Below are 19,607 nucleotides of genomic sequence, written 5' to 3'. Positions count from 1 at the left end.
TTTTCCTATTTTCCGATAGAGGCGGGCGTCTTCATGGAAGTTAACGATTTAGGGTTTGTGGCAACCATTCTGTTTGTATTGGTTCCCAGTGTTTTTCTAATCATTCTGTACATTCAAACGGCTAGCCGCCAAGGTAATAAAGATTAGCAACTGCTGCTATTTTTGCCTGCTTTGCTGCTTGCAAAAAGAAGCGCCAACAGCTTTTTGCTGGGGCGCTTTTTTTATTGATACCAATTTCATGTCTGGTCGATTGACCAATAATTAAGGTTCGTAGTGCGGACTTTAGTCCGCAGCAAGTGAGCGGACTAAAGTCCGCACGCGCGATCCGTTTTTGTTATGTTAAGCGACGGCACCCGCTCTAATTTCAAAAAGCAGCACCCCGCGCCGGAAAAGGCATTACCGTTTCCCTACAGGAGTTTTCAAGAAAGTGAGGTAAGCTCTTACCAACTACTAATTACCAATGACAAATTACCAACTACTAATTACCAATGACAAATTACCAATGACAAATGACAAATGACAAATGACAAATTACCAAAATGTACATCCAGAAACCTAACAAAGGCTATAGGAAGATTTTAACTGCTTTCCCCAACATCTCAAAAATGACGCACCAGCTCATGAATGGTGCGTCATTTTTGAGATGTTGGGAACTGTATTTGAGTCTAGCCGACTGTGCGGGCTAGCAAGACGGGACAGTTAGCGTAGACTCGCACGTAATCTGACAGGGAATTTCCCAAGAGTCGATCGAGATCCACAAAGCTTTTGGCAACATTCGGCCGCCGATCCGGAGAACCGATTACCAACAAGTCGGCATTCAAGTCATCTGCAATCTTACAAATTGCTTCCCCGGGCTTACCTGCGGCGCTGGCGCAGCGGTAGCTAACTCCCATTTGTTTGGCGAGTGCTACTCCGGCAGCCAATACGGGGTCTTTTTCAGCACTTGCGCTTAAATCTTCGCTGTATTTTCCAGTCAAATCTTTGGTGACGTGTACGAGAATTATCTCTCCACCGCTGATATCTTTGACCAAAGATAGCGCAAGCTGCAATGACTGTTTTGCCGATTCTGACTTGTCGAGCGCTACCATGACGCGCTTGATTTTTTTGACGTAGATGTCGTCTTTTACTAACAGCATCGGCCTGGATGTTAGCTGGAAAACGTACTGGCTGACTGAGTTTTCCAAAATCGATTGCAGCCGTCCGAGTCCCCGGGAACCCATAATTACTAAGTCGGATTGTTCTTCTTCTGCGACTTGGCAAACTGTGGTTTTTGGGTCTCCTTGTTTCAGCCTCGGATTGACTTTGCTCGGATCTATTTTCAAAGACTGCACTGCTTGTGCTAAAATCTTGCCTCCTTCTTCCAACTTCTCGGCCATGCCGTCGGATGTTACTTGCGGCGGTACGACGTGGAGGACGGTGACAGAGCTTTGTTGCAAGGAAGGGATGTCCATCAACATATTAAACATCTCTTCGCACAAGCCGCGACCGGCGACGGCTACTAAAATTTTTTCTATCATGGTTTTAGCGGTGAAAACGGTTGAGTTATTTTGTGCGTCCTCAAACTAGGGTGTTGGTACTCTAGTTTCTTACTGTCAAGCATAAGCCTGAAGTTTGCTTTATCATTTGTAGAAATGTAGCGTTTTGGAACAATTTGTAACGTGTTAGAGAACGATCGAACTCAACCAGAACTTGCAGCGGCTGGTGCTATTCAAAAGCGGCGCGGGATGGACTCTGAGGGCTGGTTTGAATATTTGGTGCGAGTCTACCCCCACCATACTGACTACAGCGGTGCGGTTTGGCACGGGACTTATCTGATTTGGATGGAGGAAGCGCGGGTGGAAAGTTTGCGCTCTCTCGGGATCGAGTATGCAGACTGGGTGGCGCAGGGTTTGGAATTGCCTGTGGTGGAGCTTTCGCTGCGCTACCACCGCTCTGTACAAATGGGTCAATCTGTGGCAGTCAGAACGCGGATGGCTGCTAGCGAGGGTGTGCGGCTGTTGTGGGATTACGAAATTCGATCGCCCGATGCTCAAGAATTATACGTGACAGCGCAGGTAACTTTGGTTGGTGTCGATCGCGAAAAGGGCAAGATTATCCGCCAATTGCCGCCGGCGCTCAAGGAAGCCTTAACTAAGCTTTCTGTTAAGCCTTCAACCTAAGGATCGCGAATTAAATAATTTACACAAGTTTGTGGGGTGTCCCGCCCGCCCTTTCGGGACGGGCGAGACGCCCATCCCACAAGAATAAAAGTGTAAGTTATTAAATTTTCATTCCTAAGTTGCTGAAGGCGATCGCCAATCGTTAGTGCAGCCAAAGCCAGCACCGGCGCCGGACTTTTGAATCATCTCAAATTCGGTGACTTCGGCATCAAGCAGAGTGCGATCGCCCCCTACAGCAAAGATATATCAGCCAGTTTCCCCGCACAGCCAAGATATACAAGCTGTGCGAGGACGTTAGACATCTCCAATAATTATTGTGGAACAGGCATCCTGCCTGTTCAAAACTTAGTTTTTGGGAGATGTGTAATTAGATACATCTGCTAGCGAGCTATACGAGTTCGCACTCAAACAAAAAGGCTCTTTACCAACGTCAGACGCCCCTGTGTTCAGCATTCGTAGGAAGTTTTAATAATGTCAAAAAAACTGGAATTGCCGGAACCAAATATTGAACAACAGCGCAATATTTTGGCGACTAATGAGTCAAATTCTGGCTTACAATCTGAAAAAAATACAAGTATTGTTTCGCAAAACCAGGACAATTTAAAAAACAATGAATTAGCTGAGAATCCCGATAAATTTTGGGCTATTGTCTCCTTGTCAGCGGCGCTGCTGGCGGTGTCTATGGCGGCAATTTTTATTCGGTTGAGCGAACGGGAAATCAGCCCGAATGCTACGGTTTTTAACCGCTTGTGGATAGCAACTGCGGTATTTGGATTGTGGAACGGTGCCGGGGAAGTGCGGCGCCGAATGTCTGGGAATGATGTTGAAGTGCGATCGGCGAGCTACAGTCTGGGCGATGTGATGCTATTAACAGCCGTAGGCGTGGTTTCTTCGGCTTCCTTGGGTTTCTGGGCTTGGTCGCTGACTCAGACGAATGTTGCTAATTCTACCGTACTGCGAAACTTAACTCCATTATTTACTACTTTGGGGGGATGGCTGCTGTTGGGAAGGCGCTTTGACAGCAGGTTTTTGGTGGGACTGGCGGTGGCGTTGGGAGGTGCGATCGCGATCGGCGCGGACGACTTGCAAACTGCTGGAGACAATTTTGTTGGGGACATGGCTGCACTGTTATCGGCGATGTTCTATGCAGGAAATCTGCTGATAGCAGAACATTTGCGCGCCAAGTTCCCGGCGACAACAATATTGATGTGGCGCTGTTTTATTGGTAGCATCTTGATTTTGCCGCTAGTTTTGCTTGAGGGCGATCGGGTGTTCCCTAATTCTTGGCAAGGATGGCTGGCTGTAATTGCTTTGGCGGTGATTTGCCAAGCTTTCGGCCAAGGACTTCTGATCCACAGTCTCGGCCGTTTGTCATCGGGCTTCGTCGCTCTTTTCCTGCTGCTAGAACCCGTAATTACCGCGATTCTGGCGTGGCTGCTATTTTCCGAAAATTTGAGCTTGTTTAATTGGTTAGCTTTCTCTATAGTTTTGGCGGGAATATATTTAGCAAAATCTAGTGGCTCAGCCGAGCAAAAATAAAGACAGGAAAAAAACTTAAATGATTGCAACATCAACTGCCATGAACATCTGGAATTACGACTTTAATTTGCTGCCTCAATATTTAGAAGTGCTGTTTGCCAAACTGCGGATTGCTGTAGTGTTTGGCGGCGACTGCGATCGGCACGGTTCTGTGATTTACAAAACCCACAATCCCCGCTCTTGGAAAAGTTACGAAACCGTCGCCCGCGAGATTGCCCGAGCCTTAACAGAAATTGGCTTCCAGCACGTGTTTGTCATTCCTGACGACATGAAATTGCCCGAACAACTAAAACAACAAAATATTCATTTAGTGTGGTTGAATACTGGCGGCGTCCAGGGCTACAATCCTGTTTGTCATACTCCCGCCTTGTTGGAAATGCTGGGAATGCCTTATGTCGGTCACAATCCTTTAAACAGTTCAACTTTAGATAACAAACACGCTTTTAAACGAGAACTGCAATCAATCGGAATTAAAACCGCTGCGTTTATGACTTGGCATCCTTCTCAAGGAATTTTTGATCCTAATTTGCAGCCGCGGTTTGCCATAGCTTTTGGAGATTATCAAGGCCCGTTTGTGGTCAAACCCGTATCTGGTCGCGCTTCGCTGCACGTTCATTTTGTAGACAAGATTGAGGGTTTATCTCAGGCGGTAGCCCAAGTCCACCGAGCAACTCACAATACTGCTTTAATTGAAAAATATTTGCCGGGACGAGAATTTTGTGTAGCTGTTTGTGGCTATGTTACTTATGTTGGAGGCGCTTTTCACAAACAACCTAAACCCTTTGCATTTGCGACGGTGGAACGAGTTTTAGAATCGGATGAGCGCATCTTTACTTCCATGGACAAAAAGGCGATTACTGCCGATCGAGGACGGTTGATGGGTGCCGAGGAAAATGAAGTAAAACAAAAGTTAATTGAGCTAGCTCGACAAATTTATTGGGAGTTTAGCTTGAACAGTTTGGTACGGATTGATGTCAGAAGTGATGCTGGTGGAGAACTTTATGTTTTGGAAGCGAATCCGAAACCGGATCTAAAATATCCCGGGGAAAATGTGACGAGTTTGGTAGCTTTAGGTTTAGCGGAATACGAGATGAGTTATAACGATTTAATTTTTAGTTTGGTGGCGGATCGGTTGGATTATTTGCTGACTCAACATATCGAGATTATTCCTCATATTGTGGATTTACTTCGTTAATTTGACTTGATGTTTTAGTGCAGCCTATATAGCAATCCTAAATGATTTGTACATATTTGTAGGGGTAGTGCCAAGAATGCCTACCAAGAGCGTCAACTAAAGAGGGCAACCACGGGGGGTTGCCCCTACAAGAATTACACTGATGAACGGACTGGATAATGATTTAGGATTGCTATAGCAGTTATCAAGCAAGTGAGGCACGCTCTCAAGCAATTGCAAATTACTAATTAGCAATTACCAATTACTAATTACTCAAGTGTATTCCAGAAATCTGACACTCGGCTATATATCAAATTTTCTGATGTTATAGTGTTTGACAATTAGGCTTTCGCTCCTGGCTTGATAACATTTTGAGCTGCGGGATAATTTACTCGCTCGGAGTTGGGAGATTTCCTATATTTGTATTATTGAAAGTAGATTGTACTAGCTGTTTGGCATTTAAATTGCATATTAGGAAGGAAAGCTGCTCAAAGCCGATTCCACAAGATTTTTATTTTTTTTTGAAGCCCAACTTGAATTTATAACATTTATCAAAAAGATGATGTATTGACTGGCTCGATCTATCAATCCCCCAATCTAAAATCTAAAATCTAAAATCTAAAATCTAAACCTATACCTCACCTTTTTGAGAAAGGCTATACAAGAGCTTGTGGCCGGCGCGATCGCTCTTGGGAGGCGAGTCAAATCGAAAATGCGCCTTCAGCTAGATTTTTGAAGTATTCTCTGCTTCAGTTCGCACCACTACAACGGGCGCCTTACCCGTTAACGGTTTGCTTTTTGTAAATAAATATAAATTGCGGCTGCCAGCGAACGCAGGCGCGCAAGTTGTGGTAACTTTGAGTAAGAACGCAATTTCTGGATGTCCTTTTTTTTGGGCAAGCATCAGGGCAACTCAATTTATATCAATTAAATAAACCCAATGGAAGCATTACTATTATTAATAGGATTTGTAGGCGGTGGATTAGTCTGCTGGCTAATTTTAAACAAGCGAAATTCACGCAATTTGGTGCGGATGCAGGGTTCGCAGGAGGCTATATCGAAGTTGGCGTCGCAGTTGGATGCCAAAAATTCGGAATTGCGCGAAAAGGTGCAGAATGAAAATCAGCTAAATTCTGAACTGTCGGAGTTGCAAAACCGATTGGAAAGCGTGACCCGCGAGCAAGATACTTTAAATGCTCAAGTGACGGAATTAGAAGGTTTTTTGGCAGGAATTGCCGAGGAGCGATCGCAAGTTAATTCTCTCATAGAGGAGTTGCAGCTTCAGTTGGGAAATGCTCAACAAGCTCAATCGAATTTACCGGAATTAAGAGAAGTTCAAAGTCAGCTAGAAGTTGCTCAGCAGGAGCGATCGCAACTTAACGCTCAACTGCTGCAAATGCAAGCTGAGTTGGGGACAGTAGATGCAGAACGCTCTCAATTTCACGTTTTGCTGTCGGAATTAGACAGTCAGTTGGAAACTGTCAGTCAAAGCAGATTGCAGCTACAGTACCAGTTGTCGGAACTTCAAATCAAGTTCGATCGATCGATTCTAGAGCGGGAGCAGCTTCATTCTCAACTTGGGGGCATACAAGCTCAACTGGAATCGGTGGAAACAGAGCGATCGCAATTTACTTCGGAATTGTCGGCCCTACAAGCTCAACTCGACAGCGCGCAGCAAGAACGAGAAGTGCTCCACTCTCAATTGGAAACCCTTAGCCAACAACCAAATCAAGCAGAACCACAATTATTAGAGCTGGAAACACAGTTAGAAGCTGCTAATCGGCAGAAACTAGAGTTGGATTCTCAATTATTAGAGCTGCAAAGTCACTCAGAAATAGTGCTGCGAGAGCGAGAACAACTGCTGGCTCAGTTGTCAGAATTCCCGGCTCTGCTAGCAACTGCTAACGAAGAGCGATCGCACCTGAATTCTCAACTCGGGGAATTGCAAACTCAAATCGAGACAGCCGAGCGAAACCAAAATCAACTGCAATCTCAAGTATCCGAGTTAGAACAGCATTTAGCAACTGTCTATGAAGAGCGATCGCAACTGCAATCGGATTTAGCAACTGCTAACGAAGAGCGATCGCACCTGAATTCTCAACAGTCTCAATTGCAAAACCAAATCGAGACAGCCGAGCAAAATCAAAATCAACTGCAATCTCAAGTATCCGAGTTACAACAGCAGTTAGAAACGGCGCATCAAACTCGCTCTGAGTTAGAATCGCACCTGAATTCTCAATTGCAAAACCAAATCGAGACAGCCGAGCAAAATCAAAATCAACTGCAATCTCAAGTATCCGAGTTACAACAGCAGTTAGAAACGGCGCATCAAACTCGCTCTGACTTAGAATCGCACCTGAATTCTCAATTGCAAAACCAAATCGAGACAGCCGAGCAAAATCAAAATCAACTGCAATCTCAAGTATCCGAGTTACAACAGCAGTTAGAAACGGCGCATCAAACTCGCTCCGAGTTGGAATCGCATCTGAATTCTCAACAGTCTCAATTGCAAAGTCAAATCGAGACAGCCGAGCAAAATCAAAATCAACTGCAATCTCAAATATCCGAGTTACAACAGCAGTTAGAAACGGCGCATCAAACTCGCTCCGACTTAGAATCGCACCTGAATTCTCAACAGTCTCAATTGCAAAGTCAAATCGAGACAGGCGAGCAAAATCAAAATCAACTGCAATCTCAAATATCCGAGTTACAACAGCAGTTAGAAACGGCGCATCAAACTCGCTCCGAGTTGGAATCGCACCTGAATTCTCAATTGCAAAGTCAAATCGAGACAGCCGAGCAAAATCAAAATCAACTGCAATCTCAAATATCCGAGTTACAACAGCAGTTAGAAACGGCGCATCAAGAAAGGTTGCTGCTAACATCGCAACTTGCCGCAGCGGGCGATCGAGAATTTGTCGAAGCTGAATCAGCGCCAAAAACAGAAGCTACTTCTGCTCGCCGAGTGGAAAAAAGTAAAGAGTTGGTGGTTTGTCAACAGGGTAAAGGCAATTATACTACTATTAGCGAAGCGGTAAAAAATGCTGTTCCCGGTACGCGGATTTACGTACAGCCCGGTTTGTATAGAGAAAGTATAATTCTCGACAAATATGTAGAAATTATCGGCAGCACAGCAGGGGGAAGCATCACTGTTGAAAGCACCAACTCTAACTGCATCAAAATGGAATCAGACAGTGCTTTAGTGCGCGGTTTAACAATGATTGCAACGGGGAAATTTTACGCTGTAGATGTTCGCAAAGGCGAGTTAATTGTCGAAGATAGCGATATTACTTCTGCGGACTATTCTGTGGTGGGAATTTGCGGGCCCAAGGCTGATTCTGTGCTCCGCCGCTGTGAAATTCATGACGGCATCTGGAACGGAATTTTTATTTCGGATGATGGTAAAGCAACGGTGGAAGATTGCACTATTTATGATAACGGCAGTCTGGGAATCGGTGTCGGATTAGGAGGAAAATTGATTGCGCGCCGCTGTCGGATTAATGGTAATGGCAGCGAGGCGATCGCAGTTTATAGAAATAGCATTGCTACGGTGGATGATTGCGATTTAACGGGCAATGCTGCGGGTGCTTGGCGGATTGCAGATAATGGATACGTGCGCGGCAAAGACAATCAAGAATAGAAGAGGTCAGTTGGCAGTTGGCAGTTGGCAGTTGGCAGTTGGCAGTTGGCAGTTGGCAGTTGGCATTTGTTAGTTAGTTGCTACTAATTTATTACTAATGCCAGATGCCTCTTCTAAATTCCTAACAAACTAGCTGGGTTTTGTTTCATCATTAAATCTATTTCGTGCTGAGAAATTCCTTCTGCCTTCAATTTTTGGACAAATAACTTGTAACCTTCTGTTGGTAAAGGATCGGGTTTTCTTCCCAAATCTGTGCTGAGCACAAAATGCTCGGCACCGATGAGTTTTATCGCTGCTACCATCCGATCGATTGATACGTGATGCCAGTTTCTGTGTCCCTTGTCGGCGGCATTTTCTCCCATCAAATCGTTGACAAATGCGAGTTCTAGAAAAGCTCCCATCTGGGCTGCTGTTTTCATGTTTTCTAGGGACAAACCAGGTACGTCGGCCATGGCGTGGGTAATCAGGATGTTTTTAATGTTGAGGAGGTTGGCTGCACTGACAACGGCCATCACTTCTGCTGGGGAAATATGCCCGGTTTCCAGCACTAAATTTTCCTGGGCTACAATCTTGAGTACGGCTGCGGTTTCTGGTAAAATTTTGCCGTTTTCTGCTACTTTAATCCCGATTCCCGATTTGCCAAAAAGCTTTAAATGATGCTCGGAATCAACGGTTGGCAGCCATACTACTTTACCGTATTTGCCGCCGATGCGGTGCATTGCTTCTACAGCGTCGGGATTTATGCCACCTACGGAATGATTGAGAACAATTCCCCCGAAAACCTGGATTTGCGGTACAATTTTGTTGACTAGAACTGCGCGTGCTGCTGTGCTGGCATAGTGATTTTTTAAGACAACTGCTTTCATGTGCGATCGCGCGGCTGACTCGGCTACCTCAAAATCGTCTAACCTGCGGGGAATCACATCGGGAGATGAATGCACGTGAAAGTCGATCGCACCTTCTATCTGCGAATCTGCGACAGCACGAGCAGGCGGGGAAAACCCACAGCAAACAATCCAAAAAATTGCTGCAATAGTTGCAATTTTTAACTTAATCGATGTTCGCACAAAAAACACTTAATTTTTACGCCAGCTAACTTGATAAAAGTCTATTTAGTTTGTAGTGTGGACTTTAGTCCGCTCTCCGGCTGCGGACTAAAGTCCACACTACGAACCGTTAAATAAAAGTGGTAGGGTGCGTCGCTTGTCAGATATTGGTTTGAGGCGAGAATTGTTCGTAGCGACGCACCCTACGACCAGACCGCTGCGGACTAAAGTCCACACTACGAACGTTAAAGAAAAGATTTAACGGCATTTGCCAAATCGGCGGCATACTCTTCGTGCAAGCCCAAAGAACCAGGAATAATTCGCGATTCCACTCCCGGTAATTGCGCTAAGACTTCCATTTCCGCCTTAGATTTTGGCGGCGCTTTCTCAGCAATTACAACCATCACTGGTACTGCTAAATTTTGGAAGTTGGCAACAAATTCTTCACGGGTTTTTACCGGATCTAAACCACCTGTGACAAAGGCCGCCGAACCAAATCTCGCACCTGGTTTTTGCGTGACTTTCCACTTATTTTGGATGAAATCGGGCGTGACTTTTGCTGGATCGGCGTAGACGTGGCGTCGGTACATCAAACTCAGAAATGACGGCGCAGTGTTCAGTTTGTAAAGGAATTGACCTAGTAAGGGCGATCGTACTAATTCTCTCACAACTGAGTGCCAACCGCTTTGCTGCTTGCTCATTGTCGGTAAAGGCCCGCGCCAAGTCGGCGCAGCTAACACAATCTTTGACCAAACATTCGGCTTTGACTGCGCTAATTGCATCGCATAACCCGCAGCGTGACCGGCCGCAACTACAGCCACAGGACTGTTAAAAACTGATGCCACAAAATCCTGAAGAAATTGATGGTATAATTGCGGTTCGTAGTCGGTGCGCGGGCGATCGGAGTCGCCGAAACCAGGCCAATCTACACTCACAACTTGAAAATTTGCAGCTAACAATTCTGCTAAAGGACGCATTTCGGATCGCGTGGAAACTGTACTGAAAGCTGGTAGCAACAATACGGTGTTTCCCTGTCCTCGGGTTTCGTAAATAACTTTGATTTGTGTTTCTTTCCAATTCCAGAGATATTCTTGAACGGTCGCAGAATAATTACTAGAATTAGATTGAGTTAAATTAGCAGTCTGAGTCACGGCTTTTGCTCCTGTTAATTTGCTTCTGCTTGCGCGTTCACTTCGCAAGCCAGTGCTTTATTTCTCATCATTTGAAATATGTTGTAAAATCCGTTAGCACGGGAAGGTGTCAAGCTCACGTTCAATCCCGTATCTTGAATAAAATCTGGGGTAACATTGACTATTTCAGCGGGCGTCAATCCGCTCAAACCTTCGACGAGCAAGCCCACTAATCCTTTGACTAACTGAGCGTCTGAATCGCCTTCAAAGGAAACTTTTCCGTCGGCTAAGCTTGCCGTAATATAAACTTGTGACACGCAGCCAGAAACTTTGTTTTCAGGCTGTTTATTGCTTTCGGGAAATGCTGGGAGTCGCTTCGCATACCACAGCAGTTGTTCGTAGCGCTGTTTCGGATCGGAGTGTCGCTGGAAGCGCTGGACTATTTTAGCTAGACTTGCGGGTAGCGCGGTATTTGCGGACATGATTTCGAGTAGCGGTTTACTTCGTTAATATTATACATTCTATTTTAGCAGTAGGGCGATCGCCTGGGAACATCTGCGTCCATCCGCGTTCATCTGCGGTTAAAAAATTCCCCGAAAAACGTTTGCTAAAAGTCGCGTTTGTTGAGCTGTTCTATAATTCGATTGGGGATAATTTTGGAGATGTTAAAAAGTCGATCGCCCGCTTGTCGATCGATCGCCAATCTGCATAAATTATTGTAGAGCAAAAGTGCGATCGTCCCGCAAATCTCAAGTCTCGCAACGATCGCGATCTTACCAAAAAACATTCGGCCCAGAGCCCTCAACCCGCCTGTAACGGTGGCAAACCGCGCAACTGGCGCAGGGAATTCATGCAAACCGGGCAATCGCAGCCATACAACGCCACGGCGGCATCGCTTTCTTCTTCCGTAAAGTCCATCATCGCCACAGGCTGGCCATCCGGCGACTGCCAGCCGATTGTCTGTTTGGGATTAGCAGCGGTTTTCGCGGGAAGGCGCATACAACTGAGACGCTGAGTGTGGGGCGATCGCACGCAGCGAGGCGCATCAGCCGATTTGCCCGGTGTTTCGCCTATGCTTTGAGCGTTTTGGGCGATCGCGCTCAAAGACATCAGAAAGCCAAACAGCGTCGGACTTATAAGTAAAGTGAGGAGCAATCTATTCATGTGTGGTCAGGAGAGAACTTCAACGTATACAGTAACCGGTTATCTGCTGCAATTCAACAAGGTTTTTCGCCTGCATCACTACAGTTTGCGTTATTAAGGTTTAAAATCTGAATATTTTTCTCCCAAACCTTCAACAATTGCCGCCAGATTAGCAAGCAGATTTTGGCGATCGATATCGCCTGCGCTGCCCTGTTTAAGATTTGTTGCAATTTGAGTAAATTTAGCTCGCCAGTGATAACAAATTCCTCCTATCTGGGTAAAATAATGTCAGCCCGGACAACTCAAAGCAGCGAACAAGTTTACATCAGAAACCAGGTGGGGAGTGATGAGCACAGTTTTAGTAGTGGAAGATTCCCGCAGCCAGCGCGAGTGCATTTCACATCAGTTGAGATGCAGCGGATTAAATGTAATTCAAGCATCAGATGGTGTAGAAGCACTCGATAAAGTTGAGAAAAATTGCCCAAATTTAGTATTATTAGATATCGTAATGCCCCGCATGGACGGTTACGGTGTTTGCCGTTTAATTAAGGCTAATCCCGAAACTCGGAACATACCAGTAATATTTTTAACCGGGAAGGGACAGCAGCTAGCTTTGTTCTCTAGGGCGATCGATCGCGCCGAGGCCTATGTTAGCAAACCTTGGCAGCCCAGGGAACTTTTAGCAACCATCAGAAAAGTGTTGACTAATGCCAATATTAAGTTCGATCGGGCTTCGGCTGACGCTTGGACGGAATACGGCATTTTAAACTTAAATACCATCGAACTGTATCAAAGCCGCGCCGATGCTTGGACAAAATACAGCGCCCAAATCATTAAATTGTACGATACCAGCTTAGCAGCTTTCGAGCAAGCTTTGTCAATTGAACCGAGTCACTCGAATGCGAACAAATATCGAAACCGAATTCAAAAAATTAGGGCAATTTTGCAAAAAGAAATAGAGCAAACTAAGCCCTGCAAAGTCTGCAATTATTATTACGGAAAGGACGGCATCAATTGCGCGGTGCATCCCGCAGGCCGCCCTCAACCTTTTTGTCGCGATTGGGAATTTAATTAAACCAAAATGAAAACAAATAACCGCACTTACTTGGAAAAATTGCTGCAAGAAAGAAACGAACGTCCCGAAAGAATGGCGGAAATAGATGCCAAAATAAATGCAACTTTCCGCCAACAACACACGATATTGGTAATGGATATGTCTGGATTCTCGCGCACGACAGTCCGCTATGGAATCATTCATTTTCTCGCAATGATTCACCGGATGCACGGAATTGTCAAACCAATAATTGCCGAATGTGGCGGTACTGTTATTAAGGAGGAAGCAGACAATATTTTCGCAGTATTTCCCAATGTAAAATCTGCCGTGGAAGCCGCAATCGACTCTCTGAAACAAACGGCTGCTGTCAACACGACTCTGCCGCCAGAGATGGATATTTACCTCTGTATCGGTATTGGCTGCGGCGATGTTTTGATGCTGGAAGGAGAGGATATGTACGGATCGGAATTTAATCTAGCGGCTAAACTGGGAGAAGATTTGGCGGAACGGGGAGAGATTTTGCTCACCGCAGCAGCGTATGAAAAGTTGACAGGTGATAAGCAAGATTGGGAAAAAATGGAACTTTCGATTTCCGGTTTGGAATTAGTAGCTTACAAGCGGGTACTGTCTGCTTAATTTATCTCAAAATGTTTTCACGACCACATACAATATTATGTATAAGGTGCGTCGCTATCAGGTTATCGGTCTAATTTAAGGATTATTTATAGCGACACACCCTACTAACATTATTCTTTCTTCCTTCTTCCTTCTTCCTTCTTCCTTCTTCCTTCTTCCTTCCTATGTATGATTGACGAACAAAAAAAATGGCAAGCTATCAATTTAGCGAATATGCAACAGAGGCTGGCTTGGGTGCAACAACAGCCAGACGGATTGATTTTTTGCAAAGATTCTGGATCTCAGTATGTTGCAGTTAGAAAAGACAAAGGTCAAATTAAGCTGTGTTTGATAGAAAAGCTTAATTTGCATACGGATTTATTGCAATCTGTGTTCGATATCAACAATCCTCTGCATTTAGTATCAGAATATACCCAAGCGATGATGTTGGGTTTAGTGTGGCAAAACCAGCCTCAAAGAGTCTACATAGCTGGGTTTGGTGGCGGCAGAATTCCGTTAGTTATGCACCATTATTTGCCCGAAACCATTATAGAATGTGCGGATGTAGATCCGATCGCAATTTCAGCAGCAACACAGTGTTTTGGAGTGCAGTTCGACAGCGGACTCAGCATCACAATCCAGGATGGGAGAGAGTATCTAGGACAGCAAAGCCCAGATATTAAGTATGATATAATTATGACCGACGTGTTTTGTGGCAACGGTTACTCTTCGCACCGGCTGGCTACCAAAGAATTTTACGAACTTTGCCAAAAACACTTGTCAAGCGCCGGAGTTGTGCTAGTAAATCTGCTGCAAAGAGATGAGTTTTATGCCCAAAAGGTGAAGACTTTTCAAAGTGTGTTTTCCCAGGTATACGTCTGCCCTTGGAAGCATATTAATACTATTTTGATTGGGAGTAACAGCCCTATTTTAGATAAAAATGAGATTCTTTCCAGAGCAAAATATTTGCAAGATGGACATGAATTTTCGTTTTCGTTAATAGACAGAGCTCTTGAGGTCAAAATAGGTTCAGAATGGGCTGAAATTATACCTAATTTAGATAAAGCTGAAATTTTGACAGACGATTCGCCACCCGCCGGTTATTTTGATTGCTGGTTATTTTGAGATATAACACAACAAAATAGGTTCGTAGTGAGGACTTTAGTCCGCATCAATCAAAGGACTAAAGTCCTCACTACGAACTTAATTAGTTTGTAGGGTGCGGATACATAGACAATCCCTAAAAAAGAGCGACAATCTGAAAGCGACGCACCTTACACAATATATCAGCAAATAACCCCAATATTTGTGTTTTAGGAAGATTTTGTATAAATGGTATAGGGTGCGTCGCCCGTGAAATTGTCGATTTAATTTAGGTATTTTTCGCAGAGCGACACACCCTACAAATACTACTAAATTACGAATATGGTATCAGGTGCGTCGCCCATGAAATTGTCGATTTAATTTAGGTATTTTTCGCAGGCGACACACCCTACGAATACTACTGGATGGGTACGAGCTATGCTTTGATATATTCAGCCATTTGTTGTTCCAGGCGATCGATCAATGTATCGACATCCACCGCGGCGAGTTCAAAACAATCAGGTGGTGCGGGGTCAATTTCAAACAAAATCAGCTTTATCTCACCTTCGCCGATCGCCAAAATCGCCACTTCTTTCTCTGGTTTGTGAGCGTTTAGGACTCCTAAAATTTCCTGAATATGACTTTTAACTTGACGATTCAACTCTTCAACAGCCTCTTTTTTACAGTACACGAAACGGGGCGTTCCTGCAATATCAATGCCCAAAATATCGTCATTTTCCTCTCCCCTTTGCTTAAACAGCCCCCAAGCTAAAGCGGCTAATTCTTGTTTGTTGGCTGCCACAAATTTATCTAACTTGCGCCGCCAGTTACTTTGATTTTTTTGTTCTGAATCAGGGTTTTCAAATAAAAACATTTTCTCTCTTTGCTTGTATAGTCTAATATTTTGCAGTCAGTTGACAGTTAACAGTTAACAGTTGACAGTTAACAGTTAACAGTTAACAGTTAACAGTTAACAGTTAACAGCTAACAGCTAACAGCTAACAGTTGACAGTTGACAGTTGACAGTTAACAGCTAACAGCTAACAGCTAACAGTTAACAGCTAACAGCTAACAGTTGACAGTTGACAGTTGACAGTTAACAGCTAACAGCTAACAGCTAACAGCTAACAGCTAACAGCTAACAGTTGACAGTTGACAGTTGACAGTTGACAGCTAACAGCTAACAGCTAACAGCTAACAGTTAACAGTTAACAATTACCAAATTCAACCCAACAGCACTGCGTTTCTATTTTATACCAGATTGCACGCGCCAGAGCGACGCATAAATTCCATCATGTTCGATCAGTTGTTCGTGCTGCCCCGATTCTACCACTCGCCCTTGTTCCATGACAAAAATGCAATCGGCATTGCGGACAGTAGAAAGACGGTGGGCGATCGCAATTGTAGTCCGATTTTTGGTGATTCGTTCGAGCGATCGCTGAATTGCCGCCTCCGTCTCGTTATCCACCGCTGAAGTAGCTTCGTCGAGAATCAAAATCGGCGGATTCTTCAACACAGCCCTCGCAATCGCAATCCGCTGCCGCTGTCCCCCCGACAATTTTTGACCGCGTTCCCCTACAATAGTGTTGTAACCGTCCGGCAATTGCACGATAAACTCGTCAGCTTCGGCAATTTGAGCAGCATTTAGTATCTCTCTCTCGCTGGCATCAAAAGTGCCGTAAGCAATATTTTCAGCTACCGTACCGTGAAACAAGAATACATCTTGACTCACCAATCCGATCGCTCTCCGCAAATCTTTTAAATTCAGGGTACTTAATTCTATACCATCGAGATATATCTGACCGTATTGTACCTCGTACAGCCTCATAATTAATTTTACGAGCGTACTTTTTCCCGAACCAGTCGCCCCCACAATCGCCGTAGTCTTCCCCGCCGGCAGAGTCAGCGAAAAATACTGTAAAATTGGCTTTCTTTGATTGTAATAAAAAGTAACATTTTTAAATTCCAGCGCGCCTTTAATCGAACTCACCGGCAGCCGAATATCACCAGTGCGAATTGCGATCGGCGTATCCAACAAATTCATCACCCGATTAGTAGAAGCCATTGCCCGCTGGTATCGATCCATAGTATCACCCAGCCGAGTCAGGGGCCACAGCAACCTCTGTGTCAAAAATACCAAAACACTGTAAGTCCCCACCGACAACCTGCCCGCCACCACCTCCAAACCGCCCAGAAATAGCGTTGCAATGAATCCCAAGAAAATCACCACCCGAATCAAGGGAATGAAAGCTGCCGAAAGTGCGATCGCCCGTCGGTTACTTTGGCGGTAAGCTTGGCTTTGGGTTTCGATGCGCCCAGTTTCATAATCTTCGGAAGTAAAACTTTTAATAGTAGTAATTCCAGTCAAATTATTCGACAGTTGCCCGTTCAGAAAACTCACCTTTTCCCGCACATCAGCATAGAGGGGAGCAAGGCGGTTTTGAAAGGCGAATGAACCCCAAATAATCAAAGGAATCGGCAGCATTGACAGCACAGCCACCCCAGGAGATGCAGCAAAAAAAGCCGCGCCAATCACAATCACCGTGGTACTTACCTGAATCACCTCATTAGCGCCGCCGTCCAAAAAACGTTCGAGTTGATTGATATCATCATTGAGAATCGAAATCAATCCGCCCGTGCTGCGCTCTTCAAAATAAGCTAGTTCTAATTCCTGCAAATGGCTGTAAGCTTCCAGACGCAAATCATGCTCGATATCTTGAGCTAAATTGCGCCATAAATAATCATAGGCATATTCAAAAATAGATTCCAGGGCCCAAACAATCGCGCTCACAAGAGTGATAATTGCCAGTTGCCAAAAGACATCTTTTATGCCCCATTGAGCCAGGATAGAATCTTGATTTTTCACCACCACATCAACAGCAATCCCGATTAATGCTGGCGGCGCTAAATCAAAGAATTTATTCAAAAATGAACAGATACTAGCCAGCCAAGTTTTCAGCCGGTAGCGACGACCATATTTTAGCAGCCGCTTGAGGGGATGGACAGGTTGAGAGGGATTTTGTGACAATTGAGAATCGGTCATAGGGCATGGGGCATGGGGCATGGGGCATCGGAAATCGGGCAGAGAATTAAAAATTATAGGACTTTGCACGCTGATCTTAGAAACCGGGTTTCTGCGTATATTTTCGTTACTAAACGCAGAAAATCGTAGAAACCCGGTTTCTAGCCCCCCATGCGTAATCCCTCAATTAGTAGGGTGCGCCTCGGCGCGCACCCTACCCTGATTTAATTTTTAATTCTCAAATGCCCCGTTCCTAGGCTTTAAACGTTAACACTGGCTTCATTTTAGCGACTATTCCCACCATTTGTGCCTCCACCTGAACGTCAATTACTGGTTGAATTGGTTTGTAAGCTGCCGGGGCTTCTTCGATTCTACGTTCTTCCCGCAAGGTAATGCAATCTATGCCGGTTAATCCCAAAGCTGCGTTACTTTTGTCAACACCTTTGCGACTCATATCGAAGCGCGATCGCGCCCGGCCCGCACCGTGAGAAGCCGATCGCAAAAATCGATCGTTTCCCAAACCAACTAGCAAATAAGACGGCGCACCCATCGAACCAGGTACAATTACAGGCTGGCCGGAATGTGCGGGACAAGCACCTTTGCGAGTCACCCAGCCGCCACCTTCAGCTAAGGTAATATTGTGAGGCAAATCGTAAACTAAAGGAGCTTCGATATCCCCGAAAACTTGCCGCAAACGCAATCGCAGAAGTTCTGCTAGCAGCAAGCGGTTGACAAAACCGTAATTGGCGGCCGTTGCTTCCGCTTGTAGGTAGCCCCTTACAAGTTCGGGATTGGCCTCTACAGACAGCGGAAATAGCCCGGATTCAGGGTATTTTAGGGTTTTCGGCCAAGCGTCGCAAGCTCGATCGCGCCACATACCGCCGATGTATTTGCCGACATTTCGCGAACCTGAGTGAATCATAAAAGCGATTTGTCCCGATCGAATTCCCCAAGTATAAGCCGTAGCTCGATCGACAACTTCCTCCACCACTTGAATTTCTACAAAATGATTGCCGCCGCCGATGGTAGCCAACCCGCCATCCCTGACTGTGCCGTCATTTGGGACTAATTCTTCGGGAGCCCATTTGACATCGCCATTCATGGAACCACCTAAAAAAGTGCGTGAAGCGAAGCTATCCCGTAGGGAATCGCACTCTTGCGCCAACTGCTCGAAATCCGCATTTGCTGCGCTACCAATTGCCCGATCCAGCATACCATCCAGCCATCCGGGGATGCCGTGTTGGAACATGGCGCGGGCGGTTTTTGCAGTCATGCTGACATCGCGAGTACCGAAGAAATAATCGCCTTTCATCAATTCTACAAATCGATCGCGCTGGCTGAGAAATTGTGCGATCGACAAATCAGCAACGTGCAAGCGCATCCCGCAGTTGATATCGGAACCGACAGCCGCCGGAATCACCATTTTGTCAGTTTGGACGATCGAGCCGATCGCCACTCCCGCATCCCCCGGATGGAAATCTGGAGTGGCGCAGGCGCGACAAACACAACCGCCTTGAGGGTGTCGAACTTTCGCCAAATTTGCTAATTGTTTCAGCGCCTTTGCTTCCACCGGAAAACCTTCAGGAAGCAAAACTTCTGCTGTTATAGCAGAGAGATTTTCACTGTTTTCTGTTGTTATGGAACTGGTATTTTGCCAGTTTTTTCTAGCACCAACATTTTCACTATTTTCTGCTGTTGTGGAACTGGCATCTTGCCAGTTTTCCATTGTAAAACTAACACTTTCACTGTTTTCTGTTGTGGAACTGGCATCTTGCCAGTTTTCTTTCAGAGAACTATTGAGACAAATCGAGTAGACTCGATCGTCATAACTCACATCAAGACCTTGGCGAGACAAAGCTCGCAAAAGCCTGTTCAAGTTTTTTGGCTGCTGCATACAGAGTCTGTTGCGGGTTGCAGTGCAACCCCCACAAATTGAAGAGATGTTGTAGTTAGTCAAAGACTTTGGTTCAGCAGCCGCAATCTTTTCAGAGACAAGTTGAAG

General features: G+C 45.3%; 16 protein-coding genes and 1 pseudogene. 8 read left to right on the top strand and 9 right to left on the bottom strand.

What is annotated here, in order from left to right; genetic code table 11:
* Window positions 1-33 precede the first annotated feature (33 nt).
* On the top strand, window positions 34-147 hold the full coding sequence (gene psbM / locus QZW47_RS06970; protein ID WP_293125628.1) for a photosystem II reaction center protein PsbM: 114 nt from the start codon (window positions 34-36) through the stop codon (window positions 145-147).
* A gap of 518 nt (window positions 148-665) precedes the next feature.
* On the opposite strand, the gene QZW47_RS06965 is transcribed toward psbM, so the two are convergent.
* Complete coding sequence (locus QZW47_RS06965; RefSeq protein WP_293125448.1) at window positions 666-1,517, bottom strand: universal stress protein; 852 nt, start codon at window positions 1,515-1,517, stop codon at window positions 666-668.
* Between the two features lie 141 nt (window positions 1,518-1,658).
* Here QZW47_RS06965 and QZW47_RS06960 point away from each other — a divergent pair, with 141 nt between their 5' ends.
* From QZW47_RS06960 to QZW47_RS06945, 4 genes are all read left to right on the top strand, one after another.
* Window positions 1,659-2,159, top strand: coding sequence for a thioesterase family protein (locus QZW47_RS06960; RefSeq protein WP_293125446.1), 501 nt, complete (start codon window positions 1,659-1,661; stop codon window positions 2,157-2,159).
* Between the two features lie 471 nt (window positions 2,160-2,630).
* Complete coding sequence (locus QZW47_RS06955) at window positions 2,631-3,698, top strand: DMT family transporter (RefSeq protein WP_293125444.1); 1,068 nt, start codon at window positions 2,631-2,633, stop codon at window positions 3,696-3,698.
* 19 nt (window positions 3,699-3,717) lie between these two features.
* Window positions 3,718-4,893 (top strand): ATP-grasp domain-containing protein, encoded by a 1,176-nt coding sequence (locus QZW47_RS06950; RefSeq protein ID WP_293125442.1) that lies wholly within the window; start codon window positions 3,718-3,720, stop codon window positions 4,891-4,893.
* Between the two features lie 919 nt (window positions 4,894-5,812).
* Window positions 5,813-8,512: a right-handed parallel beta-helix repeat-containing protein gene (locus QZW47_RS06945; protein ID WP_293125440.1), complete on the top strand. Its 2,700-nt coding sequence runs from the start codon at window positions 5,813-5,815 to the stop codon at window positions 8,510-8,512.
* A gap of 113 nt (window positions 8,513-8,625) precedes the next feature.
* Here the strand turns inward: QZW47_RS06945 and QZW47_RS06940 are convergent, their stop codons facing one another.
* From QZW47_RS06940 to QZW47_RS06920, 5 genes are all read right to left on the bottom strand, one after another.
* Window positions 8,626-9,579 carry a DUF6282 family protein gene (locus tag QZW47_RS06940; RefSeq protein ID WP_293125438.1) on the bottom strand — a complete coding sequence of 318 codons (954 nt, stop codon included), beginning with the start codon at window positions 9,577-9,579 and terminating at the stop codon, window positions 8,626-8,628.
* 224 nt (window positions 9,580-9,803) lie between these two features.
* The gene (locus QZW47_RS06935) at window positions 9,804-10,709 is read right to left on the bottom strand and encodes an alpha/beta hydrolase (RefSeq protein ID WP_293125436.1); all 906 of its coding nucleotides are present in this window, start codon (window positions 10,707-10,709) and stop codon (window positions 9,804-9,806) included.
* 14 nt (window positions 10,710-10,723) lie between these two features.
* A complete protein-coding gene (locus tag QZW47_RS06930) occupies window positions 10,724-11,170 on the bottom strand; it encodes a SufE family protein (protein WP_293125434.1) in 447 nt (148 codons plus the stop codon).
* A gap of 125 nt (window positions 11,171-11,295) precedes the next feature.
* The gene (locus QZW47_RS06925) at window positions 11,296-11,475 is read right to left on the bottom strand and encodes a hypothetical protein (protein ID WP_293125432.1); all 180 of its coding nucleotides are present in this window, start codon (window positions 11,473-11,475) and stop codon (window positions 11,296-11,298) included.
* Between the two features lie 14 nt (window positions 11,476-11,489).
* Window positions 11,490-11,852: a hypothetical protein gene (locus tag QZW47_RS06920; protein ID WP_293125430.1), complete on the bottom strand. Its 363-nt coding sequence runs from the start codon at window positions 11,850-11,852 to the stop codon at window positions 11,490-11,492.
* Window positions 11,853-12,177: 325 nt separating this feature from the next.
* On the opposite strand from QZW47_RS06920, the gene QZW47_RS06915 reads away from it, so the two are divergent.
* From QZW47_RS06915 to QZW47_RS06905, 3 genes and pseudogenes are all read left to right on the top strand, one after another.
* Window positions 12,178-12,906: a response regulator gene (locus QZW47_RS06915; protein ID WP_293125428.1), complete on the top strand. Its 729-nt coding sequence runs from the start codon at window positions 12,178-12,180 to the stop codon at window positions 12,904-12,906.
* A gap of 6 nt (window positions 12,907-12,912) precedes the next feature.
* Entirely contained in the window at window positions 12,913-13,521 is a 609-nt protein-coding gene (locus QZW47_RS06910; RefSeq protein WP_293125426.1) for an adenylate/guanylate cyclase domain-containing protein, read from the top strand.
* Between the two features lie 165 nt (window positions 13,522-13,686).
* Window positions 13,687-14,625 (top strand): annotated as a pseudogene (locus tag QZW47_RS06905) (fused MFS/spermidine synthase); the annotation flags it as partial.
* A 394-nt stretch (window positions 14,626-15,019) separates the two neighbouring features.
* Here QZW47_RS06905 and QZW47_RS06900 read toward each other — a convergent pair.
* From QZW47_RS06900 to QZW47_RS06890, 3 genes are all read right to left on the bottom strand, one after another.
* Window positions 15,020-15,457: a hypothetical protein gene (locus QZW47_RS06900; protein WP_293125424.1), complete on the bottom strand. Its 438-nt coding sequence runs from the start codon at window positions 15,455-15,457 to the stop codon at window positions 15,020-15,022.
* Between the two features lie 372 nt (window positions 15,458-15,829).
* Window positions 15,830-17,626: an ABC transporter ATP-binding protein gene (locus QZW47_RS06895; RefSeq protein WP_293125422.1), complete on the bottom strand. Its 1,797-nt coding sequence runs from the start codon at window positions 17,624-17,626 to the stop codon at window positions 15,830-15,832.
* Between the two features lie 232 nt (window positions 17,627-17,858).
* On the bottom strand, window positions 17,859-19,499 hold the full coding sequence (locus tag QZW47_RS06890) for an RtcB family protein (protein WP_293125420.1): 1,641 nt from the start codon (window positions 19,497-19,499) through the stop codon (window positions 17,859-17,861).
* Window positions 19,500-19,607: the final 108 nt, after the last annotated feature.

This window comes from Microcoleus sp. bin38.metabat.b11b12b14.051 (assembly GCF_013299165.1).
GTDB lineage: Bacteria > Cyanobacteriota > Cyanobacteriia > Cyanobacteriales > Microcoleaceae > Microcoleus.
Note: the sequence above shows the minus strand (reverse complement) of the source record. Positions and strands in the feature narration are given on the sequence as shown.